The sequence below is a fragment of the Actinomyces bovis genome, from assembly GCF_900444995.1.
GTDB classification, from domain to species: domain Bacteria; phylum Actinomycetota; class Actinomycetes; order Actinomycetales; family Actinomycetaceae; genus Actinomyces; species Actinomyces bovis.
Window position 1 is genome coordinate 100559 of record NZ_UAPQ01000009.1, and the last position, 21151, is coordinate 121709.

At 64.0% G+C, this 21151-nt stretch carries 14 protein-coding genes; 3 read left to right on the plus strand and 11 right to left on the minus strand.

What is annotated here, in order from left to right:
- Window positions 1-2: 2 nt before the first annotated feature.
- From alaS to DR039_RS08635, 4 genes are all read right to left on the minus strand, one after another.
- Window positions 3-2708, minus strand: a complete 2706-nt coding sequence (gene alaS, locus DR039_RS08620) for an alanine--tRNA ligase (protein ID WP_111836973.1) — start codon at window positions 2706-2708, stop codon at window positions 3-5.
- 159 nt (window positions 2709-2867) lie between these two features.
- On the minus strand, window positions 2868-3491 hold the full coding sequence (gene rpsD, locus DR039_RS08625) for a 30S ribosomal protein S4 (protein WP_111836974.1): 624 nt from the start codon (window positions 3489-3491) through the stop codon (window positions 2868-2870).
- A gap of 185 nt (window positions 3492-3676) precedes the next feature.
- Window positions 3677-4522, minus strand: a complete 846-nt coding sequence (locus DR039_RS08630; RefSeq protein WP_111836975.1) for a sulfite exporter TauE/SafE family protein — start codon at window positions 4520-4522, stop codon at window positions 3677-3679.
- Window positions 4519-5958, minus strand: a complete 1440-nt coding sequence (locus DR039_RS08635) for a replication-associated recombination protein A (RefSeq protein ID WP_111836976.1) — start codon at window positions 5956-5958, stop codon at window positions 4519-4521. The genes DR039_RS08630 and DR039_RS08635 overlap by 4 nt, the downstream gene beginning before the upstream one ends.
- 62 nt (window positions 5959-6020) lie before the next feature.
- Here DR039_RS08635 and DR039_RS08640 point away from each other — a divergent pair, with 62 nt between their 5' ends.
- On the plus strand, window positions 6021-8300 hold the full coding sequence (locus tag DR039_RS08640) for an MMPL family transporter (protein ID WP_111836977.1): 2280 nt from the start codon (window positions 6021-6023) through the stop codon (window positions 8298-8300).
- A gap of 39 nt (window positions 8301-8339) precedes the next feature.
- On the opposite strand, the gene DR039_RS08645 is transcribed toward DR039_RS08640, so the two are convergent.
- Complete coding sequence (locus DR039_RS08645) at window positions 8340-8957, minus strand: L-threonylcarbamoyladenylate synthase (protein WP_111836978.1); 618 nt, start codon at window positions 8955-8957, stop codon at window positions 8340-8342.
- A gap of 274 nt (window positions 8958-9231) precedes the next feature.
- On the opposite strand from DR039_RS08645, the gene DR039_RS08650 reads away from it, so the two are divergent.
- Window positions 9232-9552, plus strand: a complete 321-nt coding sequence (locus tag DR039_RS08650) for a hypothetical protein (RefSeq protein ID WP_111836979.1) — start codon at window positions 9232-9234, stop codon at window positions 9550-9552.
- A gap of 90 nt (window positions 9553-9642) precedes the next feature.
- Here the strand turns inward: DR039_RS08650 and aspS are convergent, their stop codons facing one another.
- The 4 genes from aspS to DR039_RS08670 all read right to left on the minus strand — a co-directional run bounded on the left by aspS (window position 9643) and on the right by DR039_RS08670 (window position 14669).
- Window positions 9643-11433 (minus strand): aspartate--tRNA ligase, encoded by a 1791-nt coding sequence (gene aspS / locus DR039_RS08655; RefSeq protein ID WP_111836980.1) that lies wholly within the window; start codon window positions 11431-11433, stop codon window positions 9643-9645.
- 921 nt (window positions 11434-12354) lie between these two features.
- A complete protein-coding gene (locus tag DR039_RS08660) occupies window positions 12355-12738 on the minus strand; it encodes a hypothetical protein (protein WP_111836981.1) in 384 nt (127 codons plus the stop codon).
- Between the two features lie 853 nt (window positions 12739-13591).
- Window positions 13592-14182 (minus strand): type III secretion system chaperone family protein, encoded by a 591-nt coding sequence (locus DR039_RS08665; protein ID WP_111836982.1) that lies wholly within the window; start codon window positions 14180-14182, stop codon window positions 13592-13594.
- A 13-nt stretch (window positions 14183-14195) separates the two neighbouring features.
- On the minus strand, window positions 14196-14669 hold the full coding sequence (locus DR039_RS08670) for a type III secretion system chaperone family protein (RefSeq protein ID WP_170166884.1): 474 nt from the start codon (window positions 14667-14669) through the stop codon (window positions 14196-14198).
- 400 nt (window positions 14670-15069) lie between these two features.
- Between DR039_RS08670 and DR039_RS08675 the strand changes: the two genes are divergently transcribed.
- Entirely contained in the window at window positions 15070-17586 is a 2517-nt protein-coding gene (locus DR039_RS08675) for a DEAD/DEAH box helicase (protein WP_111837086.1), read from the plus strand.
- 100 nt (window positions 17587-17686) lie between these two features.
- On the opposite strand, the gene DR039_RS08680 is transcribed toward DR039_RS08675, so the two are convergent.
- Window positions 17687-19402, minus strand: coding sequence for a GTPase (locus tag DR039_RS08680; RefSeq protein WP_229116902.1), 1716 nt, complete (start codon window positions 19400-19402; stop codon window positions 17687-17689).
- Entirely contained in the window at window positions 19399-21147 is a 1749-nt protein-coding gene (locus tag DR039_RS08685) for a dynamin family protein (RefSeq protein WP_229116903.1), read from the minus strand. Before DR039_RS08685 ends, DR039_RS08680 begins: the two co-directional genes overlap by 4 nt.
- Window positions 21148-21151 lie beyond the last annotated feature (4 nt).

The following is a 21151-nucleotide window of genomic DNA, read 5'->3' on the forward strand; positions in this document are numbered from 1 at the left end:
GCTCACGCGGAGAGCTCCTGGCTCACTGCGGCCAGTGCTTCACCAATCTTGCTGACATCCTGGCCGCCGCCCTGAGCTAGATCCGGCTTGCCGCCGCCTCCACCTCCGAGCACTTTGGCAGCCACACGCACCAAGTCGCCTGCCTTGGCACCGGACTTTCGCGCGGCATCGTTCGTCGCAATTACCACCAGTGGCCGACCATTGCTAGCAGCAGCCACAGCAACCACAGTGGGCTCTGCCTCCCCCATGCGGGCGCGAGCATCCAGCACTAGGGAGCGGATGGCGTCAGCACCGGAGACCTCACCAAGGTCGGCACTGGCCAAAAGGTAGGTGCCAAGGTGCTGGGCCTGGGAGACGAACTCTGCGGTGCGGGCACCCAGAGCTGCCTGCTCAGCGGCAGCGAGCTTCTTCTCCGCCTCTTTGAGGCGTCCCAGGAGGTTCTCTACGCGCTCGGGAAGCTCCTCTGGGCGGGCCCCCACCATGGTGGAAAGCTGCGAGACCAGCGCGTGCTCCTTGTGCTGGAAACTATAGGCCGAGTCCGCCACTAGGGCGTCGATGCGTCGCACGCCGGAGCCAATAGATCCCTCACCTAAGACAGCAATGCGGCCGATATGCCCTGTGGAGGGCACGTGGGTGCCACCGCACAGCTCCTTGTCAAAGTTCTCACCGATGGTGACCACTCGTACCTCGGTGCCGTACTTCTCCCCGAATAGGGCAATCGCACCGGCTTTGCGGGCCTCGTCAAGGCCCATGACCTCTGTGGTGACCGGGAGGTTCTCAGCCAGCTTCTCGTTGACCAGAGACTCGATGCCGTCCATCTGTGAGCTGCTCAGCGCCGCTCCGTGGCGGAAGTCAAAGCGCAGCCGGGCCGGGGAGTTTTCAGAACCGGCCTGGGTGGCCTCAGCAGAGACCACCTTGCGCAGTCCGGCGTAGACCATGTGGGTGCCGGTGTGGGCGCGCGCGATAGCCAGACGGCGTACGGAGTCGATCTCCGCGTAGGCGCGGGCACCCACGGTTGCGGTGCCCTCTGTGAGGGTGCCTCGGTGCACCGACAGCCCCTTAATGGGGGCTTGCACGTCGTGCACCTCGATCACGGCGCCATCAGCCAGGCGGATGGTCCCGTGGTCGGCTAGCTGGCCACCCATCTCCGCGTAGAAGGGGGTGCGGTCCAAGATGACCTCAACCTGCGCGGGAGCGGTCACCGCCGGCACCGAGGCGCCGTCTACTAGCAAAGCAGCAACCTTGGCGTCATCTACCGCCAGCTCCGTGTAGCCCAGGAACTCGGAGCCACCTCCCAGCGTCTTGGCTACTTCTTGGAAGACGCGCACATCGGTATGCCCGGTCTTCTTGGCGCGGGCATCGGCGCGAGCGCGCTCCTTCTGCTCGTTCATGAGCGTGATGAAGCCCTGCTCATCCACCTCGACGCCCTGTTCAGCGGCCATCTCCAGGGTCAGATCAATCGGGAAGCCGTATGTGTCATGCAGGGTGAAGGCGTCCTTGCCGGAGACCTGCCCGGCTCCCCCAGCCTGTTTAGCGGCGGCGACGGCGGTGTCCAGGATGGTGGTTCCGGCGGTCAGCGTCTTGCGGAAGGCCTCTTCCTCCCCGTAGGCGACGTCGGAGATCTGGCTCCAGCGCTCTTCGAGCTCCGGGTAGGAGGCCTTCATGGCGTCTTTAGAGACTGTGAGCAGGGTGGGCAGGGCAGCGCCCTCCACGCCGAGCAGGCGCATGGAGCGCACGGCGCGGCGAATGAGGCGGCGCAGCACATAGCCACGGCCGTCGTTGCCAGGGCGCACGCCGTCGCCAATGAGCATGAGGGCACTGCGCACGTGATCGGCCACCACGCGCATGCGCACGTCGTCTAGGTAGGCGGGGCCTGCGGAGGGACCTGCAATACCTAGGCCATAGGTCTTGCCGCTCATCTCCTGGGCGGCGGCGATGACGGGGAAGACCTCGTCTATCTCGTACATATTGGGCTTGTCCTGCAGCAGGAAGGCGATGCGTTCCAGGCCTGCGCCCGTGTCGATGGCGGTCTGGTCGAGCTTGCCTACCAGTTCAAAGTCGTGTCCCTCGCCCTCACCCCGGATGAACTCGTCGAAGACAAGGTTCCAGATCTCCAGGAAGCGGTCCCCCTGAGTGTCAACCGCAGGGCCGCCCTCCGGGCCATAGCCGGGGCCACGGTCGTAGTGGATCTCGCAGCAGGAGCCGGCAGGGCCGGGCTGGCCGGTGGACCAGGAGATCTCCTCGAAGGGGAGCTTCTGAACGTGGGTGGGATCCATGCCAATGGTATTGGTGAGGTAGTCCCAGGAGACCTGGTCCTGCTCCCAGATGGTCATCCACAGGCGGTCGCCGTCCAGACCATAACCACCCTGGGACTGAGGCGTGGTGAGCAGCTCCCAGGCGTACTGGATGGCCCCCTCTTTGAAATAGTCACCAAAGGAGAAGTTCCCGTTCATCTGGAAGAAGGTGCCGTGACGGGTGGTCTTGCCGACGTTGTCGATGTCATTGGTGCGGATGCACTTCTGCACGCTGGCGGCGCGGGGCCAGGGAGCGGGCTCGGTGCCCAGGATGTAGGGAATGAAGGGCACCATCCCGGCCACGGTGAACAGGATGGAAGGCTCCGGGGAGATCAGAGACACGGAAGGGCGAATCTCGTGGTCCTTCGCGGCGAAGAAGTCGAGCCAGCGGGAGCGGATCTCAGAGGTGCGCATTGATGTCCTCGGCTTGGGGCCCGCAGTGGGCGGTGGTGTCTTTGGGATGCCGCGGGGCGGCGTGACGGTTGTACCAAGGGCGAGGCTACTCGCTCTTGGCGCTGTAACGCGCAGCGCCCCGAGCCGGTGACCGGTCGGGGCGCCGCGGCGCAGTCAAGATCAGCGCGAGTAGTACTCGACGACCATCTGGACGTCACAGATGACGGGAACTTCGTTGCGCTTGGGGCGACGCACCAAAGTGGCGGTGAGCTTCTCAAGCTCGACCTTCAGGTACTCGGGTACGGGGGGCAGCACATCGCGGTGCGCACCGGCGGCAGCAACCTGGAAGGGAACCATCACCTGGGAGCGGGGACGGACCTGGATGGTCTGGCCGGGCTTGACGCGGAAGGAGGGGCGGTCCACAACCTTGCCGTCAACCATGATGTGGCGGTGCACGACGTCCTGGCGGGCCTGGGCGATGGTGCGCGCGAAGCCGGAGCGCAGGACGAGGGCGTCTAGGCGCATCTCGAGCAGCTCGACCAGGGACTCACCGGTCAGGCCCTTCTCGCGGCGGGCCTCCTCGAAGACGCGCTGGAGCTGAGCTTCGCGGACGCCGTACTGGGCGCGCAGGCGCTGCTTCTCCTTGAGTCGGACGGCGTAGTCGGACTCGGTGCGACGGCGGGCGCGGCCGTGCTCACCGGGGCCGTAAGGGCGCTTCTCAAAGTAACGGACGGCCTTGGGGGTAAGCGGGATGCCGAGGGCGCGGGAGAGGCGGACCGTGCGGCGGGCGCGGGCGTTTGCCATGTGTTCTTCTTTCCTGTCGGAGTGGTCGCACACCGTGAGCTTGGTGCTCGCGGCGCGGGGTCAGCCTGCTTGGGCCTGGACCCCAGGAGTCGCCTGCTCCGCACTAACGGCCGCAGGCAACTCGGGCACTCTACCGGCCGGTCAGGTCAGGAGGCGAGTCGCGACGCCCGGTTGTGAGCCGATACTCATGATTTCAGCTTCTGCTCCTGCTGCCCCAGCTGGGCGGGAGAAGTTTGGCGACGGCCCTGACGGCGGGCGCGCAGCAAAGTGGTAGTGGCGACCCAGATTAGGAAGAGACTGAAAAGGATACTGCCCTGCTTGGGAGTCACATAAGCCGCCAGCCAGGTCCCAAATGGCGCGGTCACGGCAGCGGCTGTCCCCACGATCACGCCTGCTTTCAGGTCGGCCAGTCCGTGGCGGAGATTGGTCCAGGTGCCGGTGATGGCGGTGGGAAGCATAACGAGCAGGGAGGTGCCCCGAGCTAGCAGGTCGCCCAACCCCACGGCCAGCTCCAGGCCCGGGACGATCACACTGCCGCCACCTACGCCAATCAGCCCAGCCATAATGCCGGAGAGCAAACCCACTCCCACGAGTGCCAGGCCCCGCCAGAGGTCTAGGGACAGGGTGGCTTCACGCACCGGGACGTGCAGCTGTTGCAGCACCACCACCAGGCCCACGAAGCCAATCAGCACCCAGGGCAAGGTGCGGGAAGGCAGTCGGCGCAGCAGCCAGGCCCCCAGCTGGGTGCCCACTAAAGCACCTGGCACTAGGAAGCAGGTAGCCACCAGGGATACCTCACCACGCAGGCCGTAACTGCAGGCACCTACTGCGGCTGTCACCACGATGGCGGCCAGGGAGGTGGCCGAAGCGCGTCTTTGCTCCATGCCCACCACTGCGATTAGAGCAGGCACGATTACTAGGCCACCGCCCACACCGAACAGTCCTGAAAGGAGGCCAGCAGCCACGCCGGTAAGCGCCACCAGGGTGGTGCGACGCCAGCTAGGTGCGGTGGTGCTTAGGTCCTTGCTCAAGCGGACTCCTTGGGTGCGTCACTGCCGCTCTTGCCAGCGGCTCCAGTCGCCTCGGGGTCCTTGGCAGGCGTGGGGCGCAGAATCGCTTGTACGGCTTGCATGCGCTCGCTTAGTCGCCGCTCATTGCCATTGGCGGAAGGGCGCCAGTAACGCACGCCGCGCAGTGTCTCTGGCAGATACTCCTGGGCGACCACGCCGTGTGGATAGTCATGAGGGTAAAGGTAGCCGACACCGTGCCCTTGTTCCTTGGCACCCGGGTAGTGGGCGTCGCGCAGGTGCGGCGGCACGACGCCGGACTTGCCCGCGTGCACATCAGCAAGTGCCGACTCAATGCCTGCAATAACCGAGTTCGACTTGGGGGCTGTGGCCACGGCCAGGGCAGCCTCCGCGAGCACGATGCGTGCTTCCGGCATGCCGATAAGCGCCACCGCCTGTTGTGCGGCCACCGCAGTGGACAGCACGCTGGGGTCAGCCAAACCCACATCTTCAGCCGCATGGATGGTGATGCGACGAGCCACAAAGCGCGGGTCCTCCCCCGCTGCCAGCATGCGGGCTAGGTAGTGCAAGGTGGCGTCGGGGTCCGAGCCGCGCATGGATTTTATGAAGGCACTGATCACGTCGTAGTGCTGGTCTCCGGCGCGGTCATAGCGAACGGCCGCTACATCCGCAGCCCGCTCAACGTCGCCCAGGCTAATCTCCGCGATGACACCGGAGGCTTGACCTACAGCGGTCTGCACAGCTCCCGCAGCGGCTTCTAGAATGGTCAGGGCTTTGCGGGCATCTGAGCCAGCCATGCGGACAATCTGCTCGCGAGCCTTCTCCCCCAGGCGCACGGCCCTATCCAGACCGCGCGGATCCGTAACGGCGCGGTCTAGGAGCGCACGGATAGCGTCAGCTTCCAATGGGTGCAGGGTTAGCAGGAGGGAGCGAGACAGCAGCGGGGAGACCACAGAGAAGCTGGGATTCTCCGTGGTGGCAGCCACTAAAGTCACCCAACGGTTTTCTACCCCTGGCAGTAGGGAGTCCTGTTGAGTGCGAGTGAAGCGGTGGACCTCATCCACAAAGAGCACCGTCTCCTCCCCGGAGGACACGAGTCGACGGCGTGCCTCAGAGACCACTTGGCGAATGTCCTTGACTCCTGCGGTGACGGCGGAGAGTTCCACGAAACGACGTCCGCTGGCACGGGCCACCAGGTAGGCCAAGGTGGTTTTGCCGGTTCCGGGCGGGCCCCAGAGCATCACTGAGGAAACGCCGGCGCCCCGTTGGAAGTCATCTGCCGGCTCAACCAGGCGACGCAGGGGCGAGCCCGCGCCCAGGAGATGGTCTTGACCAAGCACCTCGTCTAGGTTCTTGGGCCGCATGCGCACTGCCAACGGGGCGTGGGCGTTGTTAGGGACGCCGTCGTCGTCAGTACCGAGCGCCTCGAACAAATCCATGTATCCGAGCCTACCTGCCCGGCTTCAACGATCTTGTGCCCTAAAGATGAGACAATACCGCCATGCTCTCCTGGCTATCGCGTCGAATTGTTAAAGACGCCTGGTACATCGTCGGGGTGTGGGCAGCTGTCGCCGCGATACTGGCCACGCTCTCGCTAGTGGGCCTGGGAGGCGGAAGCCTCTTTGACCGCCTTAAGGCTGGTGATGGTCTAGTGACCGGGTCTTCAAGTGCTGAAGGCCAGCAGGTCCTGGACTCACTGTCGGGTGACGGCGTACCTGTCACCCTGCTGGTAACCGGCGTCGATATCAAGAGTGAGGAGCAGCAAAAGCAGGTTGCACAAGCGCTCACCCAAGCTCATGCCGATCTGCGCGAACTCGTGGGCGAGACCAATGTGGTGGACCCCTTTGTGGTCCCGGGCATGCTAAGTGAGCATGCCGCGCAAGCCCTAGCCTCGTCCAAGCTCGATGGCTTCCTGATTGTGGCGAAGGTGGATCCAAACGGCCCAGAAGTAGCCAAGGCGGAAGACGCTAAGCACGCTAAGGAAGTTGAGCGCCTGGTTGCCAAAGTGACCGAGCGGATGCGTCAGGTGCCTGGTGAGCTTGCGGCGGTCGCTCCGCAAGCCAAGGGCATCGTCTCCCACGCGGATCTGATGACTGCTGCCCTGAACAATCAGGTGCAGCAAGACCTCGTGCACGGTGAAGTGGTTTCCTTGCCACTGGCACTGGTGGTGATGGTGCTGGTTTTTGGTGGTTTCCTGCTGGCAGGGATGCCGTTGGCCGGTGCGCTGGTCTCGATCGGTTGCTCACTTGGAGCCTTGTTCCTACTCAGCCACGCCATGGACTTGCAGTCCTTCGTGGTCAATATCGTCTCCGTGATTGGCCTGGGCCTGTCCATCGACTACGGCCTGCTCATTACCTCCCGCTTCCGTGAAGAGCTCAAACGCGCCCAGGAGGGAGCTTCTAAGGCGGGGCAGCAGCAAAGCCGACGGCGCCACGGCCCTGTGCCTGACGCGCTGGAAGTTACTTTGGCGACGGCGGGACGGACGGTGCTGTTCTCAGCCTTGACAGTGGCTATCTGCCTGCTCGGCCTGTTGCTGTTGCGCCCGGCGGTGCTCCGGCTGATTGGCCTGGCTGGGGTCGCGGTGGTGTTGGCCGCCGTGGTGGTTTCCCTAACGCTCGTTCCGGCTCTGCTCAGCATTGCAGGCACGCGTTTGCTGCAGCCCTCTCCCCTGGCACGGATTCCCGGCCTGGGTGCGCTGCAGGCCCGGCTAGGTGATGTGAGTCGCGAGGAGGGAGTCTTCTCCGCGATTGCGCGTCGCGTGCACCAGCACCCCTGGGTGGTGCTGGTTTCCTGCCTGGTGCTGTTGGTGCTGATGGCCGCACCCGTCAGTCACCTACACATGCTCTCCTCCAAGGAGGAACTGCTGCCACCAAACTCCGACCAAAGGGCATATTTGAACACCTTGGCGGAGAACTACCCGGCAGCCCAGGCACCTGATGCCACGGTAGTGCTAGCTGGCTCTGGTGAGAGCGTCCTGGGCTTTGTAAACGACTCTGTGTCCAAAGCTGAGGGCGTGAATGCGGTGCTCCAGACGGCCACCGCCGGGCGATACACCGTGCTCTACCTAGACTTACAGGGAGACCCGGGTTCAACAACGGCGGAGCAGGCTGTGCAGGCCTTGCGCGCCACCACCCCGCCGGTGCCGATGTGGGTCACCGGTCAGGCTGCCAGCCAGGTGGATTTCCATGACGCAGTGCTAAGAGGCGCGCCGGTAGCCGGCCTAGTGATAGTCCTGGCAACCTTTGTACTGCTTTTCCTAATGACCGGATCGCTCTTGGTGCCGGTGAAGGCGCTGATCATCAACGTCATCTCCCTGCTGGCCTCGCTAGGACTGCTGACTTGGGTGTTCCAGGACGGCTATGGCTCCGGCTTGCTGGGATTCACGCCGATTGGCGGCTTGGAGACCTATGTGGTGATCACGGCTGTGGCTGTCGGTTTTGGCCTGGCGATGGACTACGAAGTCTTCCTGCTGTCCCGCATCAAGGAGTTTTGGGACCTTGGGGAGGACAATGACACTGCTGTAGAGCGTGGCTTGCAACGCTCCGGGAGGATCGTCACCTCAGCTGCCCTAATCATGGTGTTGGTCTTCGTGGGCTTCGTCTCTGGTCAGTTGCTGGTGGTCAAGCAGATCGGCTTGGCCATGGCGATCATTGTGGCTCTGGACGCCACACTCGTACGCATGCTGCTGGTGCCTGCCACTATGACGCTGCTGGGCGAGTGGAACTGGTGGGCCCCTGCTCCCCTGCGCAAACTCCACGCACGGATTGCACTAGCGCACTGAGTATTCAGGCCGAGGTTTGAGCACTCGGCCTAAGGCTTCTCAGAGCAAGCTGATATCTCCGGCGCCGGCGCGCACGACCTCTGGCATATCTGCCGTGAGGTCGACGACGGTGGTCGGCTCAGTGGAGCTCACTGGCCCTTCAATCACGACGTCGATCAGGTGTCCCAGGGAGTCCTCGATCTCCCAGCCACTGGTTTCAGGCTGCTCCTGCCCGGGGCGGATGAAGGTTGAGGACAGGATTGGTGCACCGAAGCCCGCTACTAGCGCTTGAGTGATGGCGTGCTTGGGAATGCGCACCCCCAGTGTGTGCTTCTTGGCGTTCAGGCTCATGCGTGGCACTTCTTTGGTGCCCTTGAGGATGAAGGTCCAGGGCCCCGGGGTGAGCCGTTTGATGAGTCGGAAAGCATTGTTGCCGACGATGGCGATGGGGCCCACCTGTCCGAAGTCTGCGCACACGTAGGTGAAATCATGCTTGTCCGAGAGTTGCCGGATGGCGCGGATTCGGTCCAAGCCCTCCTTGTTACCAGGGGCCGAGGCCAGAGCGTAGCCAGAGTCTGTGGGGTAGGCGATCAGGCCGCCGTCGCGCAGCACACTGACGACCTTGTCAACGAGCCGAGCTTGCGGATTGTCCGGGTGAATCTCCAGGTAGCGTGACATGCCCCTATTGTGCGCCAGGATCACTGCTTGCGGCAGGGTTCAGCACCGGCCAAGCGCACCAGCCCGGCGATTCACCAGAATGGAAATGACTCTCAATTCGCGTGGACAACATTCCGAGAATGATTTTCATGCATTGTTTTCGTTCATGAGAGACATTTTCATGTTTGGCATTCGGCAATTCTTGCGTTTATTCTTTTCAGGAAGGAACTGCTGCTCCTCAATGTGATCACCACAGCTCATCTCTTGGGAGCAGCCTAACAATGAGGAGCACGCCATGAGCACCACCACCCACCGTCCTGCCGAGGCCCACCACCACACCCACGGACCTGACTGTGGCCACTTGGCCGTCATCCACGGCGACCACGTCGACTACATCCACGACGGGCACGCCCACCACGAGGACAACGGCCACTACGACGAGTGCGACACCTGCCAGTGCCCCGAGTGCTCCGGCGTCTGCGCCACCTGCACCTGCGAGGACTGCTCCTGCCCCACCTGCAACCACAACACCTGCTCCTGTGAGCACTGCGATGACGCCTGCTCCTCTTGCACCTGCGAAGACTGCAGCTGCGAGACCTGCACCCACGCCGCCTAAGGCACGCTTCCTCAAGTAAGGGCTAGGGCCCAGGACCTCAACGGTCCTGGGCCCTAGCCTCGCTTCGGAACACCAGTTGCCAAGGCCTTCTCAAGCCTTAGTGGAAGCCTTAAGCTCCTCAGCTTTGGCGTCCACACCTGCTTCCTTGCGCTGCTCGGCAGTGATCGGAGCAGGCGCATCGGTTAGCGGGTCGTAACCGCCACCGGACTTCGGGAAGGCGATCACGTCACGAATGGACTCGGCATGCGTAAGCAGAGAAACGATCCGGTCCCAGCCGAAGGCAATGCCACCATGCGGCGGAGCGCCGAATTTAAAGGCGTCGAGCAGGAAGCCGAACTTCTCCTGCGCCTCAGCCTCACCGATGCCCATAACCTTGAAGACTCGCTCCTGCACGTCTCGGCGGTGGATACGGATAGAGCCGCCACCGATCTCGTTGCCATTGCAGACGATGTCGTAGGCGTATGCCAGGGCGCTGCCCGGATCGGTATCAAAGGTGTCCAGGCACTCGGGCTTGGGCGAGGTGAAGGCGTGATGCACTGCGGTCCAGGCGGACTTGCCCAACGCAACGTCGCCGTCAGCACTGGCTTGTGCCGAGGGCTTAAACAGGGGCGCGTCCACCACCCACACAAAGGACCAGGCATCTTCATCGATCAGGCCGCAGCGCTTGCCGATCTCCAGGCGCGCTGCGCCTAGCAGTGCCCGGGAGGCATCGACACCACCGGCAGCGAAGAAGACGCAGTCGCCGGGCTTAGCCCCCACGGCCTCAGCCAGCCCAGCCCGCTCGGCGTCGGTGATGTTTTTGGCCACCGGGCCGCCAAGCTCGCCGGTCTCCGAGATGGTGACATAGGCTAGGCCCTTGGCGCCGCGCTGCTTAGCCCACTCCTGCCAGGCGTCAAAAGTCCGGCGGGACTGCGCGGCGCCACCGGGCATAACCACTGCCCCCACATAGGGGTTCTGGAAGACCCGGAAGGTGGTGTCTTTGAAAAACTCAGTTAGCTCCACCAGCTCCAGGCCGAAGCGCAGATCGGGCTTGTCCGAGCCGTACTTTTCCATGGCGTCTTTGAAAGTCATGTGCGGGATCGGGGTGGGCAGCTCATATCCGATCAGCGCCCAAATCTCTTTAAGGACGTCTTCAGCTACCTTGATGACGTCCTCCTGTTCCACAAAGCTCATCTCCATGTCGAGCTGCGTGAACTCTGGCTGACGGTCCGCACGGAAGTCCTCGTCACGATAGCAGCGGGCGATCTGGTAGTAGCGCTCCATGCCGGCGACCATTAACAACTGCTTAAACAGCTGCGGGCTCTGGGGCAGGGCGTACCAGGAACCGGGTGCCAGCCGGGCAGGGACCAGGAAGTCGCGGGCCCCCTCTGGGGTGGAGCGAGTCAGGGTGGGGGTTTCAATCTCTACGAAGTCATATTCGCCCAGTACCTTGCGGGCAGCCTGGGAGACCTTAGAGCGCAGGCGAATAGCGTGCTGCATCTTGGAGCGGCGCAAGTCTAGGTAGCGGTACTTGAGGCGGACTTCTTCACCAACCTGGCCAGCGTCCTCCGCGTGGTCAGAGACCTGGAAAGGCAGCGCGGCAGCGGGGTTGAGGATTTCTACGTCGGAGACAACCACCTCAATGTCACCGGTCGGCAGGTTGGGGTTGGCATTGCCCTCAGGGCGTGCGGAGACCTCGCCGACGACCTTTAGGACGTACTCAGCGCGCAGGTCATGGGCGACCTCTTCGCGGATAACCACCTGGGCAATGCCAGAGGCATCACGCAAATCGATGAAGGCGACGCCACCGTGGTCACGCCGGCGGTCCACCCAGCCGGTGAGAGTGACTTCTTGGCCGATGTCTCTGGCGCGCAGTGAGCCAGCGGTACGGGTTCGCAGCATGGTGCTGGGTCCTTCCCTTGGGGACACTGAGCCGGTGCCCGGCGGGGCGCACCGCGAGACGGGCGGGCGCCGCAGGCGAGTTTAGCCCGCCCGCTGCGACCGCTCGCCCTCGCCGCCGCTACAAACCCTGCTCACCAAAGCTGAGGGCAAGACGCCGACGTCGGTTAAGCACTATGCCCACCGCCAGTGCCGTCACCACACCGGCCGTTGCCAGCACCGCTCCCGACAGGGGCGAGAATTCTCTCCTGTGCTGCTCGGCTGTGCCTGAGTCATTCGGCATTCCCGTTTCTCCGCCACCTGCGGCTGCCGGTGGCCGATGGGCTGGTGCCGCTCCGATAATCGTTACTTCCCCTACACTAAAGAAGGGGCTTTTGTTTTTCACTGCCGGGCTCGGCGCAGCTGTGGCCTGAGCCGCTCCGCTCGTGAGGCTTGGGCTTGCACCCTGCGTTTGGGCGGCACTGCTAGAGCTTGAAGACGCGGTGGGCAAGGGCGCCGGTTTGCTACGGAAACGCAACCAATGTGGGCCCATACCTATGAGCTTAGGAAGTTCAACCGTGCCTGAGGAGGTGCCGTCTCCCCCAACTGTCACCGTGCCAAGCACCTGGGTCTCGACGTCGTCGAGCAGGATTTCCACCTGAGCTCTCGCTGGAAAGCCACTCAAAGTGTAGCTAAGGGTGCCACCAGCGGCCACGGTCGATGGGCTGACCGTTGACGCCGTGCCAAGGGTCGAATCGGAGTCTTCCACTCCCCAAGCTAATGGCGCCGCCAACGGTGCAGCTAATTGCAACCCCAGCAGGCCTACTGCTGCCAGCACTTGCACTAGCCGCATGCAACAGGCCTCAGCCAACCGGGCGCACACCCCGCTAGAGAAGGAGAAAATAGGCCCCAGGCAGTGCCCTACTCGCATGCTTGAGGATGCCCTCAGATGCCGCGCAGGGTCCTGGGGCGGGTCAGGAAAATGAATCCAGCGGCACCGGCGACGAGCACACCAGCTGCGCCGAGAAGCAACCAGTCGCCTCCCCCCATGCCGCTGTCAGAATCAGCGGCGCCAACAGCTGGGGCCAGGGCATTCCGGCCGTCAGTCTGGTTCTCTTCGGAGATCTCCAGCTGCGCCCAGCCAATTAGCTTTCCGGTGCTGTTAGCCACGGCCAGCTTGTAGGAGCCCGACTTCATACTTGCAATGTTCATGACTATGGAGCGCTCGTTAGACACTTCCAACCAGTCAGTTGCCTGCGCGCCGGGATAGGTGAACACGGAAACCCATTCCTTGGGGCTTACCGCATCAGAAGGCAGGTAGAGGGTCACCTCATTACCCTGGCGACCACCAGAGACGGAACCAGCGTTTTCCTTGGTGAGCTGGTCCGCTGAGCTAACAGGCGCCGTGGGCGCGGCGTCCGGTTTACTGCCAGGTTTGGCACTAGGAGACGAAGACGCTGGAGCCTCTGATGCGGCGGCTGTTGCTGGCTGCGCAGGGTAATGCGGCGCCGCAGTGGCAGCTGCGGGCGGCTGCCCGGCAGCGGGCTGATTCGCGCCGGTGGCAGGCGCCGCGGGGTTTCCCCCAGTGGATGGCGACCTGACCTCTGCCCCCGGGATGATCTGGATATTCCGCTTTGGCTCAGACGGTGCTGCAGGAGGCGCCGGGGCATCTTTTGGTTCTTCAGCGGGCGGGGCGGGCGGGGCCGGTAGCGGCGCAGGATCCTTGTCCGGCGCAGGCTGAGGCATAGGCACCTCTGACGGCGGCTCCGTATGCGGGGTGGAAGTGGGCGTCGGCGTGCTCTTTTCAGGTACCGCCACGCCTACCTGTGGGCCCGCCACTGGGGTTGTGGGCGCGTCAGAAGGGGCAGCGACAGCGCCTGAATCCACTCCGCCAACTGCAATTCCCACTGCCAACACGACGGCGCCAAGACCACTGACCCAGCGGCACGCGAGCCTGCTGGCCCGGCGCCCCGAGGGCGTGAAGCTCAAACCGTCCGACATGAACCAACCATTTCGATAGCGAGGATGTTCTGCGTGTTGGTAGGCAATGGCTGTGCAAAGCTACCGGTCTCTGAACATAGTAGCGGTGGAATGCGGTTCTGCGGCATCCGTGACGAAATTGATGTCAAGGCTGCGGCTTGCTCAACGCCCGGGCCGCCAGGCCAGACCGCCAGCGCCTAGCTCAGGGACCAGGTTCCACATAGGGTTCAAGGGCTAGCCGTTCACGGAAGTCTGCGAAGGCTTGACCGCAAGTAGCAAGGCCGCATTCCAGGTGCTGGAGTAGCTGCTTATCTGTGGCGCCAGGCTCCCAGTCCACCGCTACAGCAGCACCGATGGTAAAGGTCAGGCCGGCGTCATCATTCTCCCGCCAGAAGCACACTGGCCACAGGTGCTCACGGTGCCATTCGTCTATGGCAAAGCGTGCCTCGTCTAGCTTGCTCATGGGTACGTCTTCGAGCATCAGGCCCATAACGTTGAGCATTTCCTCCTGCTCGCCACGCAGCATGAAACTCACAAGGTCGTCATCCCAGCGGCCGGTCAGGTCGCCGTCGTCATCAATCTGGCACTTCCAGCCGCGCGACTCGATGAGCCGGGTCAAGCGGTCTTTGCTAAGCGGAGTGACCGGCGTGCCAGCAGAAATAGTCTGGCCCGGCGCTGGTGGGGTTGCCGCAGCTCCCGCTGCATTGGCAGCCACAGCGGATGTAGCCGGGGCAGCTGCGTAGGCGCTCGATGAGGTTGCCTCCGACTTACGACGGCGAGAGAACCAGGACATGGTCAGGCTCCTTTCAGCGGCCTAGGGACTCGTTAAGTGACTCGAACAAGCGCAAGATGGCGCTGATAGCGCAGTCGACGTGCTGCAGGATTTGGGCATCAGTCACCCCGTGCTCGTAGTCGACCGTGTGGGAGGCGTAGACGCGAATGTCACCCTCGTCGTCAATGCGATAGAAAGCCTTCGGCCATGGACGGCTACGGTGTGAGGTCTCCATAACCTCACGGACCTTCTCCAGGTAGGCGGCGTCAACCGTGCCAGGGTACTGCGCCCTAATGTGCAGAACCTCTTTGTTCTCTCCATGCAACAGGAAGTAGAAGGTAGCGTCCTCCCACGTTCCGCCCAGGTCGCCGTCAGAGTCGATGAAGAAGACATAGCCGCGCTCCTTGAACAAGGCCGCGATGCGTTCCACCGTCAATGGTGTGGGGATCTCTGGCCGCGTGGCCCCGCTAACCTCAGTTGGATCCTGGGGAGTTGGGAGCACGCCCATTGATTCCACCTTTCGTCTGGAACGGCCAGCCCGCGTGGGCTGCTTGAGGCCCCATCGTATCGCCACCAAAGCAGTGGAGGTCCGGCTTGCGCCCGCATCAGTTATGGGTTGCGAGACCCATGTCACCTGTGATCCCTTGCGTTGCCGCATTTCCAGGCACGCCGGTCCCGTAGGCTCGGCACAGGAGCGAACCGCATCCTAGGAACCCCGTTCGGGCTCCGGACACCTTTGGTGACTGGTTGCCCGTGAGTCTGTGCGTATAGCCCCCAGTTTTAGCCCCTGAGCGGGCAGGGGCGAGTGTGGTGGGTCCGGTGCGGCAAGAGCGGAGGGCGAGTTGCCCTCCCCCACACTCCGCAAGAGTCCCAGCCCACTGCTGGGACCAGAACGGGAAAACCTGAATATGTCTAACTCCGTCAACGGCTCCGAGCCGACGGGGCGCTCCGGCGCCGCCCCCGAGACCGCCCCCCTAAGCCTAAACGACCTCTTCTCCGCGGCGGTCGACTCCACCTCTCCTGAGGACTTCAACAGCCCCGTCTCCGCTGACACTCCCGAGGATCCTGCAGACCTGGATCACGAGGAGGAGGCCGACGACGTCGACACCAACGCCCCCGAGCTCGATCCTGAGGACGAGTCAGAGGAAGAGGAAACAGACGAGACTGACGACGATATTGACGAAGACCAGGTAGACGGACACGCCGCCTTCCTGGAGGGCGACGATGAGGAGCCCGAGCCAGCCAAGTCGTCTGAAGAGATGACCTTCGCTGATCTAGGCCTGCCTGAAGACCTGCTGCGTGCAGTCACCGACATGGGCTTCCAAACCCCCACCCCCATCCAGCGGGAGGCCATTCCCGTGCTGCTCTCCGGCCGCGACGTCGTCGGCGTGGCCCAGACGGGAACCGGCAAGACTGCAGCCTTCGGGCTGCCCCTGCTGGATGCTGTAGACGCCCGCAACGGCGCTGTGCAGGCGCTAGTCCTGGCCCCCACCCGTGAGCTTGCGTTGCAAAGTGCCGAGGCCATTTCGGATATGGCTCACCGCTCCCGCGGCCTGGACGTGGTGGCTGTCTACGGCGGTGCCCCCTACGGCCCCCAGATCGGTGCTCTTAAGGCAGGCGCGCAGGTGGTTGTGGGTACGCCCGGCCGCATCATTGACTTGCTGGAGAAGGGCGCGCTGACGCTGGAGGAGGTCAAGTTCTTCGTCCTCGATGAGGCCGATGAGATGCTCCGCATGGGTTTTGCTGAGGACGTGGAGACGATTGCCTCTGACATTCCTGGTGAGCGGCGCACAGCTCTGTTCTCCGCCACCATGCCTCCGGCGATCCAGGCCGTGGCCCGCCAGCACATGACCAACCCGGTGCATGTGGAGGTTTCCCGCCAGGCCTCCACCGTGGACACCGTGCATCAGACCTACGCGGTGGTGCCATTCCGCCACAAAATCGGCGCCGTAGCCCGCGTATTGGCAGTGACGGAGGCACAGGCCGCAATTGTCTTTGTGCGCACCAAGTCCACCGCTGAGGATGTAGCCATTGAGCTGGCTGGCCGCGGCATTCAGGCCGCAGCTATCTCCGGTGACGTGCCACAGCGCGAGCGCGAGCGGCTAGTGGAGCGCCTGCGGGCCGGCACGCTGGATGTCCTGGTAGCCACCGATGTTGCCGCCCGTGGTCTGGATGTTGACCGCATTGGCCTAGTGGTGAACTTTGATGTGCCACGCGAGGCCGAGGCCTACGTGCACCGTATCGGCCGCACTGGCCGCGCGGGCCGCCACGGTGAGGCTGTCACCTTCCTCACTCCCAAGGAGAAGGGCAAGCTCCGTCAGATCGAGCGCCTCACCGGCACCCGCCTGGAGGAAATCACCCTGCCTTCCCCTGCGGATGTTTCCGCGCATCGCGCCCGCAGACTGTTGGAGCGGGTGACTGCTCGTCTGGAGCGTGGTCGCCTGGAGATGTACTCGGAGCTAGTTGCCGCCAAGGCTGAGGAGCTGGAGGTGGAGGTCACTGACATTGCCGCCACCTTGCTGGCCCTGTCTGTAGGTGACGAGGGACCGCGTACCCGTGAAGAGCGCAAGGGTGAGCCGCGTCAGCGCGTGCGCCGCGAGGAGAATGTGGACTCTGAGGGCACCTTTGTCTCTGCTTCCTTTGAGGGCGGCCGGGAGCGCCGCGAACGTCCCGAAGGCAAGCCCGGGGCAGCTCGCGGCGGACGCCGTCATGAGGATGGCTTCGGCACCACCTACCGCTTGGAGGTTGGCCACCGTGACCGTGTCCTGCCCGGCGCGATTGTTGGTGCGATCGCCAATGAGGCGGGTATCTCTGGCTCTGATATTGGCCGGATCGACATCCTGCAGTCTTTCTCTCTGGTTGAGGTGCACACGCCGCTCAGCCAAGAGCAGTTGGATCGGCTCAAGCACGCGACCTTTGGTGGCCGCGAGTTGCGCATTCGTGTGGACCAGGGCCCTGGCCATGGTGGAGACAATGACGGCAATGCTCCCTCAGACTTCGCTGGTGAGCGCTCTGGGCGGCCTCGTGGCAAGGGCGGCTTTGGGGGCGAGCGTGGTCAGCGCGGTGGTTTCCGGGGAGACCGTGACGGCGGGCGCGGCTTCGGTGGCCGGGGCTTCGGTGGTCGCGGCGAGCGCGGCGGTGAGCGGCGTTGGGATGACCGTGGTGATCGCGGTGGTTTCCGGGGTAATCGTGACGGTGGCCGTAGCTTTGGTGGCGACCGTGGTGAGCGCGGCGGTTTCAACAACGACCGCGGTGGTTTCCGTGGTAACCGTGACGGTGGCCGTAGCTTTGGTGGCGACCGTGGTGAGCGCAGCGGCTTCAACAACGACCGCGGTGGTTTCCGGGGTAATCGCGACGGCGGCCGGGGTGGCAAGGGCTTTGGCAAGTCCGGTGGCCCGCGGCAGGGGCGCGGCGACCGCTGGTGAACTGCAAGCCTGTGTCTGAGACACTAATTTGAAGCTGGCGGGAGGCCTCACCGATAAGTGAGGCCTCCCGCCAGATCTAGCTGTTAGCACCGCTCTGGGCTTAGCTGCGCAATTCCAAAATGCTGCTGGTGAGCTCATCCCAGGAGTACAGTTCTTCATGCAGCGGAGCAATCACCTGCTCCTGCACGACGGCGTCGGCAGCTTTATATAAGCGCTTGTGCACCCGGGCCGCGACTCGGCGAGCACCAATACGTGCCAGCAAGGTCCCGAGCACGGCAAGTAGTAGGCCCGAAAGGAGCCCAATACCCAGCAAAACAGTGGGGTACGGGAGCCTTCCCAGCATTGGTGGAGAAACCTTAACTAACAGGTAGCTGCGCGCTAGGTGCAGACCAAGCAGCCAGGCGCCACCCACCAAAGCCGTCACCAGGCTGAGCCACTGGAAGGAATTGGCCAGCTTCCACCAGTTGGGGCCTTTGCCGCTCTCTAGGTCAGTACTTACGACGGCGCGGTCTAGCGCCTCGGGCAGCTTCAAGGCACGTTGGTCTGAGCGGGCCAGCACTTCGGCTGCCCAGTTTTCCGGCAGAGCGGCAAGGGCTGCAGCGGCGCAGTTATGTGCGCTGGTGCGCAGAGTTCCAGCGGCTGCGGCTGATGGTGCTGGCAGCGACGAGCGGCCCACGACGACGTCGCGCCCAGATTCCGCAGTTGCTGAACGCTTTGGCTGGTCTTTCAGCAAGTGCAGGACCCGGAGCGGATCTTTGCGGAGCCGGGCCAACCAGCGCAACGGAATCCAGCCGACCCGCAGCTGCGCGCTGCGGCGGTAAGAGCCGGAGACGGCCTGGCTGACCAGCTCCACTGAGGCAGCGGCCCGAGCCGCCTGGCGTAGCGCATCCCAGGGCTCAGTGGCGGCGCCCTCTGCTTGGCTCTGCCCGCTGCCACTGGTGGCCTTGATTCCAAGCTGGTCACTGAGTTGCGTAGCCCAGTGGCGCACATCAGCTGACAAACGCTCATCGCGGGCAGTGCGCGCCTGTGCGACCTGGGCGATCTGCTCGCGCAAAGCCTCCAGGCCCTCGCCGGTGCGGGCACTGACCGCCAGCAGTGCTGAACTACCCAGCCCCTCCTGGTTCAGGAGTCGCGCCAGATCCGCCAGCACGTCTTGGCGGTCGGCTGGCGCTAAGCGGTCCACCTGGTTAAGCACCACCAAGGTGACCCGGGCGTGCTCATACAGCTGGGAGAGGAAGTCACGGTGCACCAGTGCGTCGGCATACTTCTCCGGGTCCAAAACCCAAACGAGCACGTCGACCAGCTGGGACATGCCTTCGGTAATCACGCGGTGTTCGCGGGCGTCAGAGTCGATATCCGGCAGGTCCAGCAGCACGGTGCCGGAACCCAGGGCGGCGGCCCCGGGGGCGGTAGTTACCTCAGCCCGCTCGTCTACGCCCAACCAATCCAGCAGTGCGGTAGCTTCCTTGGCCTGGGTGGCGGTAGCGGCAGGTACTGCAGCTAAGGGCTTGGTGGTGGTAGGGCGCGTGACGGCAGTGCGAGCCACCTCCTGGCCCAGCAGCGCGTTAAAGAGTGAAGACTTGCCAGAGCCGGTAGCTCCTAGCAGTGCCGCCACAGTCAGGCTGGGGGCCAGGCGACGCCGCTGTCCAGCTCGCTCATGCAGCTGTCTGGCGGCTTGCAGCTGCCGCTCATCCAGCAGCCCCTCCCCCAATTCAGTCACACGGGACAGCTGCCACAGGGCACGATCCAGCCCTTCTGTCTGCGATAAGGCAGTACCTGCACGGCCTAGGCGGGGCCCCATAGGCAACATGGTCATGCCTTGGCCTCCTGACTCAGCGCCTGCAGGCCAGCTGCCGCAGCGTCTACAGCTTCCACAAGCTGTTGCCTGCTAGGAAGCACCGGAGGCAGAGCGGCAGTGAAAGCCTCCAGCTGCTGGTTCAGTACGGCGGTCCAGCGGTCGTGTAGATCTTGTCGGGCGCGCTGGGCGAGGCTGCGCATAGCTTGGTCTCCAAAGACGGCTTCCAGCACCTTCTGTGCCAGCACTGCTGTGCCGCCAACGATGCCGACCTCACTGCCGGTTAGGCCGCCGGTATGAGCAAAGACCAAGACCATTAGCGCCAGCCCAATCCCGTTGACGCCGTAGGACAGGACGCGGGCGGTCAGACGACGATCCGCCCCCTCAGAACGGACCAAAGCCAGCACATCTCCCTGCCACTCACGCACCAGATCACCGGCTTGCTCGGTCAAACTAGCCGCTGTGGGCAGCTCAGAGAGCGCCACGCTCAGGGCGTAGGGAGCGGTTGCCTCCCGGCGCCAGACTCGCTCGGTCTCCAGCGCTGCACGCTGGCATTCGGCCACCACCAGGGCGGCCAGCTGCTCCTCGATCGCAGCAGTCACGGTTTCCGAGGGGGCGGGCTTCCCGCGCAGGGCATTGCCCAGGCGGTCACGCAGCCAGCCCACCCGGCTCTCCAAGGCCCGCAGCAACTCTCCGGTGCCGATGTATTCCTGCCAGCGGGCCAAGACCTCGCCGCGCAGCATGGCCCCATCGGCTGTGGCCGCCTCCAGGCGGCGCACGGCTTCCATGTGATTCTCAGCGGCCAGGGCGGCTAAGCGCTCAGCGGTCTGGGCCTGCTCGCCGAGCTCTGTGGCCACCTCACTGGAACGGGTTAGCGCAGCAGTCAAGGCCCCCTGAGCGGTGCGGCGGGCCACAGCGTGCCGGGCGACGGCGTCGGCAGCCAGTTGGGCGAGCCAACTGCGCAGTGGAGCTACCAGGGCATCAGGTAAAAAGCCCTGCGCATCAAGCTGACTCTCAGCAACCTGAAACACCGGAGCCTGCCCCATTCCCGCATCTACGAGGCGTTTTCGTAGGTCGGCCTCCACAGCTTCCCCAGCTCCCGGCGGCACCCGGTCCAGGACCACGGCTACCAAAATGTCACGGCTAGCAGCTTCACGTAGATGATCCCAGGGAACAGCATCCGCGTAGCGGGCTGCGGTGGTGACGAATACCCAGAGGTCAGCTCCGGCCAGGAGGGTACCTGCCAGGGCCCGGTTCTCCTCCACCACCGAGTCAACGTCGGGGGCATCGAGCAGGGCTAGTCCAGCCGGCAGATTGGAGCAGGCGCGCAGCTCGACCTCTCGGGGCGTGACTTCTCCGGCGGGGGTGGGTGGGGACCCTTCAGGAACGCGCACGCGGGCCAAAGACGCCAAAACTCGGTCGGTGTTGAACCAGAGGGCATCCGCTGGGGCGTGCAGTAACAGTGGGCGGCGGGTGGTGGGGCGGATGGCTGAGGAAGCGGCCACCTGGGCCCGTACCAGGGAGGAGACCAGGGTGGATTTTCCCGCACCGGTTGAGCCACCAACTACGGCGAGCAGGGGCGCGTCCAGGCTGGCTAGTCGGGGCAGGACGTAGTCGGTGAGTTGGTCTACAACTGTCTTAGCACTGGCTTTGGCTTTGGGGGCACCGGGAAGCGTGTAGGGCAGTTTGGTGGTGGAAAGCAGATCGCGTAAGGCGGCGACCCGTTCCGCCGCCAGGGTGGCGGTTGGCAGTCCTGCGGGGCTCACATCT

What these genes read in the sequence shown, in the direction of transcription:
- alaS (WP_111836973.1), bottom strand. Translation starts at nt 2,708, where the DNA reads ATGCGCACCTCTGAGATCCGCTCCCGCTGGCTCGACTTCTTCGCCGCG.
- rpsD (WP_111836974.1), bottom strand. Translation starts at nt 3,491, where the DNA reads ATGGCAAACGCCCGCGCCCGCCGCACGGTCCGCCTCTCCCGCGCCCTC.
- DR039_RS08635 (WP_111836976.1), bottom strand. Translation starts at nt 5,958, where the DNA reads ATGGATTTGTTCGAGGCGCTCGGTACTGACGACGACGGCGTCCCTAAC.
- DR039_RS08640 (WP_111836977.1), top strand. Translation starts at nt 6,021, where the DNA reads ATGCTCTCCTGGCTATCGCGTCGAATTGTTAAAGACGCCTGGTACATC.
- DR039_RS08645 (WP_111836978.1), bottom strand. Translation starts at nt 8,957, where the DNA reads ATGTCACGCTACCTGGAGATTCACCCGGACAATCCGCAAGCTCGGCTC.
- DR039_RS08650 (WP_111836979.1), top strand. Translation starts at nt 9,232, where the DNA reads ATGAGCACCACCACCCACCGTCCTGCCGAGGCCCACCACCACACCCAC.
- aspS (WP_111836980.1), bottom strand. Translation starts at nt 11,433, where the DNA reads ATGCTGCGAACCCGTACCGCTGGCTCACTGCGCGCCAGAGACATCGGC.
- DR039_RS08665 (WP_111836982.1), bottom strand. Translation starts at nt 14,182, where the DNA reads ATGTCCTGGTTCTCTCGCCGTCGTAAGTCGGAGGCAACCTCATCGAGC.
- DR039_RS08670 (WP_170166884.1), bottom strand. Translation starts at nt 14,669, where the DNA reads ATGGGCGTGCTCCCAACTCCCCAGGATCCAACTGAGGTTAGCGGGGCC.
- DR039_RS08675 (WP_111837086.1), top strand. Translation starts at nt 15,070, where the DNA reads ATGTCTAACTCCGTCAACGGCTCCGAGCCGACGGGGCGCTCCGGCGCC.
- DR039_RS08680 (WP_229116902.1), bottom strand. Translation starts at nt 19,402, where the DNA reads ATGACCATGTTGCCTATGGGGCCCCGCCTAGGCCGTGCAGGTACTGCC.